The 4,138-nt window shown below is 42.3% G+C and carries 5 protein-coding genes; 1 reads left to right on the top strand and 4 read right to left on the bottom strand.

Features of this window, described 5'->3' with window-relative positions; all coding sequences use genetic code 11:
* The first annotated feature begins 278 nt into the window (after positions 1 to 278).
* Entirely contained in the window at positions 279 to 476 is a 198-nt protein-coding gene (locus PUQ00_RS32435) for a hypothetical protein (protein WP_300424080.1), read from the top strand.
* Positions 477 to 517: 41 nt separating this feature from the next.
* Here the strand turns inward: PUQ00_RS32435 and PUQ00_RS32430 are convergent, their stop codons facing one another.
* The 4 genes from PUQ00_RS32430 to PUQ00_RS32415 all read right to left on the bottom strand — a co-directional run.
* Positions 518 to 925, bottom strand: a complete 408-nt coding sequence (locus tag PUQ00_RS32430; protein WP_300424082.1) for a hypothetical protein — start codon at positions 923 to 925, stop codon at positions 518 to 520.
* Between the two features lie 123 nt (positions 926 to 1,048).
* Positions 1,049 to 1,588: a hypothetical protein gene (locus tag PUQ00_RS32425; protein WP_300424078.1), complete on the bottom strand. Its 540-nt coding sequence runs from the start codon at positions 1,586 to 1,588 to the stop codon at positions 1,049 to 1,051.
* 312 nt (positions 1,589 to 1,900) lie between these two features.
* Positions 1,901 to 3,001, bottom strand: coding sequence for a D-alanine--D-alanine ligase family protein (locus tag PUQ00_RS32420; RefSeq protein WP_300424076.1), 1,101 nt, complete (start codon positions 2,999 to 3,001; stop codon positions 1,901 to 1,903).
* A gap of 401 nt (positions 3,002 to 3,402) precedes the next feature.
* Positions 3,403 to 4,138: hypothetical protein (locus PUQ00_RS32415; protein ID WP_300424074.1), on the bottom strand; the 736-nt coding region annotated here is incomplete at its 5' end.

Genomic DNA, 4,138 nt, shown 5'->3' with positions numbered 1-4,138 from the left:
TCAAACCCTCATTTCCTCGTACAGCCAGATGGCGATCGCTCCTCCCGTGCAAATCCTTGTAACTCTCTTCTGGTAAGCTTTCATGATTCGCGGATGAGTCTAATAATTCTTGGCGTAATGAAGAAGATTGGCTAATTTTTTTTGATCGCAAAGCACTATCACATTTTTGGTGGCCTAGTGAAAAGGAAAAGACTGAACATTTCCGTCGCTGGTTTGCAACACCTGTGGAACAGAGGTGGATAGATCCTAGCCTCGAAACTCCTTGGGACTTTGAGTCTATGTTTGATGCTTTTCAAAATGGTGAATATCAATTAATTGCTTGTAGCATGGTTTCCGATGACAGAGCTAGACTGGAGTTTGAACCCTTTAGCTATCCCTATGGCGGAACTGGTGCAATACAGGCGTTAGTTGAATCCTTCGATTTTGTAATTCTTGCAGAAGATGACGGTACAGAATATACAAAATTTAACCTGTAGTTTGGTAAAAGAGTGAAACAATTCAAACCTTTCCCCTTCCCCTATTGGATGAGATAGCTACGCCAAATTGATTGAGTATCTTTACTACCTTTTTCTGGAAGCAGTAATCGCCAAGTTTTACCTTCTTGCTGAATTTGCAGGTAAACTTCAAAGGGTTGTTGTGGTTGCGTCAAGCGCCGTTTTGGTAACTTAACAATCAAGTCGTAGGTTCCCCGAATGCGGAAAGCTGGTAAATTTTCAATCGTCAGGGGTTGTTCCTGGGTAATTGATAGCCGCTTGATTTCAAATCCTTGAAAATCTAGATCCAACTGTTGGTTAAGTTTTTGTTGAGTTTGCTCTACCCCAAGTGCGATCGCTTTTTGCACTAACTCGCTAGTCGGTAGCAGTCCAATACTGCCACAAGCTGTTACTAGCATCAACAATATTGCTGTCAAAATTAACCGCACTATCTTATTCACTCTAATCATTCGTCATTAGTTATTGGACAATATAGATACTAGTAAAGGCACGGTTATACCGTGCCCTAATTCGCAAAAAGTATTATTTAAATAGGTTTTTGCTTTACAGTATTTTTAATCCTGGCGTAAAAGTGCAGATAATGAACTATCTTTACGAAGATCCATCAATTCTGCCAAAGGTTCTGTGCGCTTATCCAAGTGGTGCTTGTGTTCTGCTGGTAGAACCGTCACCAGATGTTTTGTTTTCGGTTGCATCTGCATAAGGGGCATCAGTTGTTGCTGTGGCACAAAAATTGGCTGGTTCTTGGGAAGGTGTGGTTCCAATTTTTGGTAATTGCTCTGTGCCAAGCGTACCTGAGGGCGCTTAATCTGTTTTTGGACTTTTTGCGGTTGCGCTCGACTGTTGAGCATTCGGAAAATGAGCAAGCAACCACTACCACAACTGAGGACGATCGCAGCCACCATCCATAAAGGTGTAGGATTACTATTCTCAGAGGGCGCATTGATTGGTTCTTCAACTATAACTGGGATTTTTTCTGGTTCTTCTTGTGCTACCGGGCCAGCGTTACCTAAGCTATATAGGGCAAAGGTACCACCTGCCATAAACATGGCTAAAAATCCAGTTAACAATAGCCAAGGATGATGTGCAACCAAATATATCAGAACATTCGAGCTTTTTCTTAGTCTCGATTTCCTGTTTGTCAGCTCTGGAGTAGCCCGTCTTAGTTGGGTTGGCTCGCGCTGTACACTCTGACTTTTTTCCATGATTACTTTCAGATTTGTACCCCTCTAGTCAATAAATTGTACTGGAGGAGTCAAGCATCAGGTATCCGTAAAAAAAGTTCAGATTTCAGTATCTTTTTTGTAAAATATACGCTACCAAATCGGGCTAACTTTTGCCACAATTCTGTATTTCTGGTGACTTTTTGCCGTAAAAACATGAAATCAGTTCGCTTATTTTCTCCCTTATGTAGGAGAATGCCTAGCGATCGCCAGTTGAATTAACCGATCAACTAATTCTGGAAAGGAGACTCCACTATGGGCCCAGAGTTGGGGATACATACTAGTGACAGTAAAGCCTGGCAAGGTATTGATTTCGTTAATCAAAACTTCTTTTGTCGCTTCTACATAGAAAAAATCTACCCTTGCCAACCCCGCAGCGTCAACAGCTGCAAAAGCTTGCAAAGCCATGTCCTGAATTTGACGGGCGATCGCATCTGGAATCGGTGCAGGTATCAGTAAATCTGCTAGACCCTCAGTATATTTAGTTTCATAATCATAAAAATCGCTGTCATAAGTAATCTCTCCAATGACAGAGGCTTGAGGTTGATCATTACCTAAAACGGCGCACTCGACTTCCCTGGCGACGACACCAGCTTCTACAACTAGTCGGCGGTCATAACTGGCAGCATTATCTAAGGCGGCTTCTAATTCTGGATGCGATCGCACTTTGGCAATACCCACTGATGAACCCAAGTTAGCAGGCTTGACAAAAGCCGGATAACCTAATGCTGCCTCAATTTCATCACAGAGTTTCGGAAATACGCAAGGATTAGACCAAACCTGCGCTCTAGTTATCGCCTTATATTTTACCTGTGCTAGTCCCGCTTGCTCAAAAGCCATTTTCATGGCAATTTTATCCATCCCCATTGCCGAACCTAATACCCCAGAACCAACAAAGGGGACTTGCATCAAGGTGAGTAACCCTTGAATTGTCCCGTCTTCACCGTTGGGGCCGTGGAGAATCGGAAACCAAACATCTACTTGGGCAACTTGAGAGGGAGATTGCCATTTACTCAGGGTTTGGGCTTGAGGGTTGGATGTCAAATTTCCTTCAGAAGTTGATTGTGCAGATTCTAGAAGCGGACTGCCGGTTTCTAAAACTTTTTGGGGTGCATCTCCCGCCAGCCAGCGTCCATCTTTTTGGATGTAAAAAGGCAGTATTTCGTACTTACTAGCATTTTGCTCTGCACTCAAGGCTTTAGCGATCGCCCGTGCTGAGTTGATCGAAACTTCATGTTCTCCCGAACGACCGCCAAACAGTAACCCCACGCGCAGCTTAGTCATTTTCGGTTCCTCGACACTTCTCAAGGAGATAGCGTATCACAACCTACAAAAGTTGCCATATTTTTCTATATTATTTTATTGCCTGTTCAAACCCTGGCTAGAAAAAACTCTGCTGTTTGAGGACTTAGATCCCCCGAATCCCTCTTAAAAAGGGATCTTAAGAGCTAACTTTTTAAGGGAGTTGGCGGATCTCTTATACGTAAGTCCTGATTATCTATTTTTCACGCCTCTAATAACTAGCGATCGCTAGTTTTTTTCGGAATTCTCCTTATCCACTTTTTGTCTTACTTGTCAATGCGTAAGTTCTAATGATTAAGAAATTGCTGGCGAAGTTTCCGCAATGGGCGATCGCTTGCGTGGATGGGGTGGTGGTTGAGTGGGAAAAAAAATAATAAGTCTTATCAAACTCTCATGAACTCAGAGGAGTCGATAAATCCTAATGTTTGTTGAACAGTCTCGCGTATACCTACAACACGATCAGGAATTTTAAATTTAAAATCTTCATTCAGCACAATTTGACCATCTCTAATATGATCATAGCCAGAATAGAGAGTATAGACTAATACTCCCAGCAGCACGGCAGCAGTAATCACCTGTCCTTGAGGAGTTTTAATAGCAGGAATTTTTTTGACAAAAGCAATCAGAGTCAGGATACGGTCGATTTGTTTAGTCCGCACCTCATGCTTCTTCGCTAAGTCTTCAACAGTTTTAGTAGTTTGATTAATTTGACCAACTTCTACTTGGGTAGAAGCAACCCAAGTTTTAACATCGTTTTGAACCGCACTCGGATTATAGATTTTTTTTACGAGTTGACCAAAGAATCCTTTGGCAAACTTCCCATCTGGCTGTTCCTGTTTAATGTCTTTTAGCCACTCACCAACTTGTTGACGAGCTTCCGCCTCAATTTCTTTACCTAGCAGTGTCCGTATCCAGTTATAAACCTGCGCTAATAGACGAATTGCTGTTTTCACTAAACGCAATATCAGACCGCCAACTCCAGCTATAATTTCGTCTATCAGATGTGCTGCATCTTTGCTAACAAACTCTAAACCTTGACGTAGAGCAGCTACATCCATCAGTAATATAGGACTCCTATTTGATTTCTGAACAAGACTAAGAGAGAATACGGAGAGGTTT

The sequence above is a fragment of the Nostoc sp. S13 genome, assembly GCF_029379315.1.
GTDB lineage: Bacteria > Cyanobacteriota > Cyanobacteriia > Cyanobacteriales > Nostocaceae > Nostoc.
Note: the sequence above shows the minus strand (reverse complement) of the source record. Positions and strands in the feature narration are given on the sequence as shown.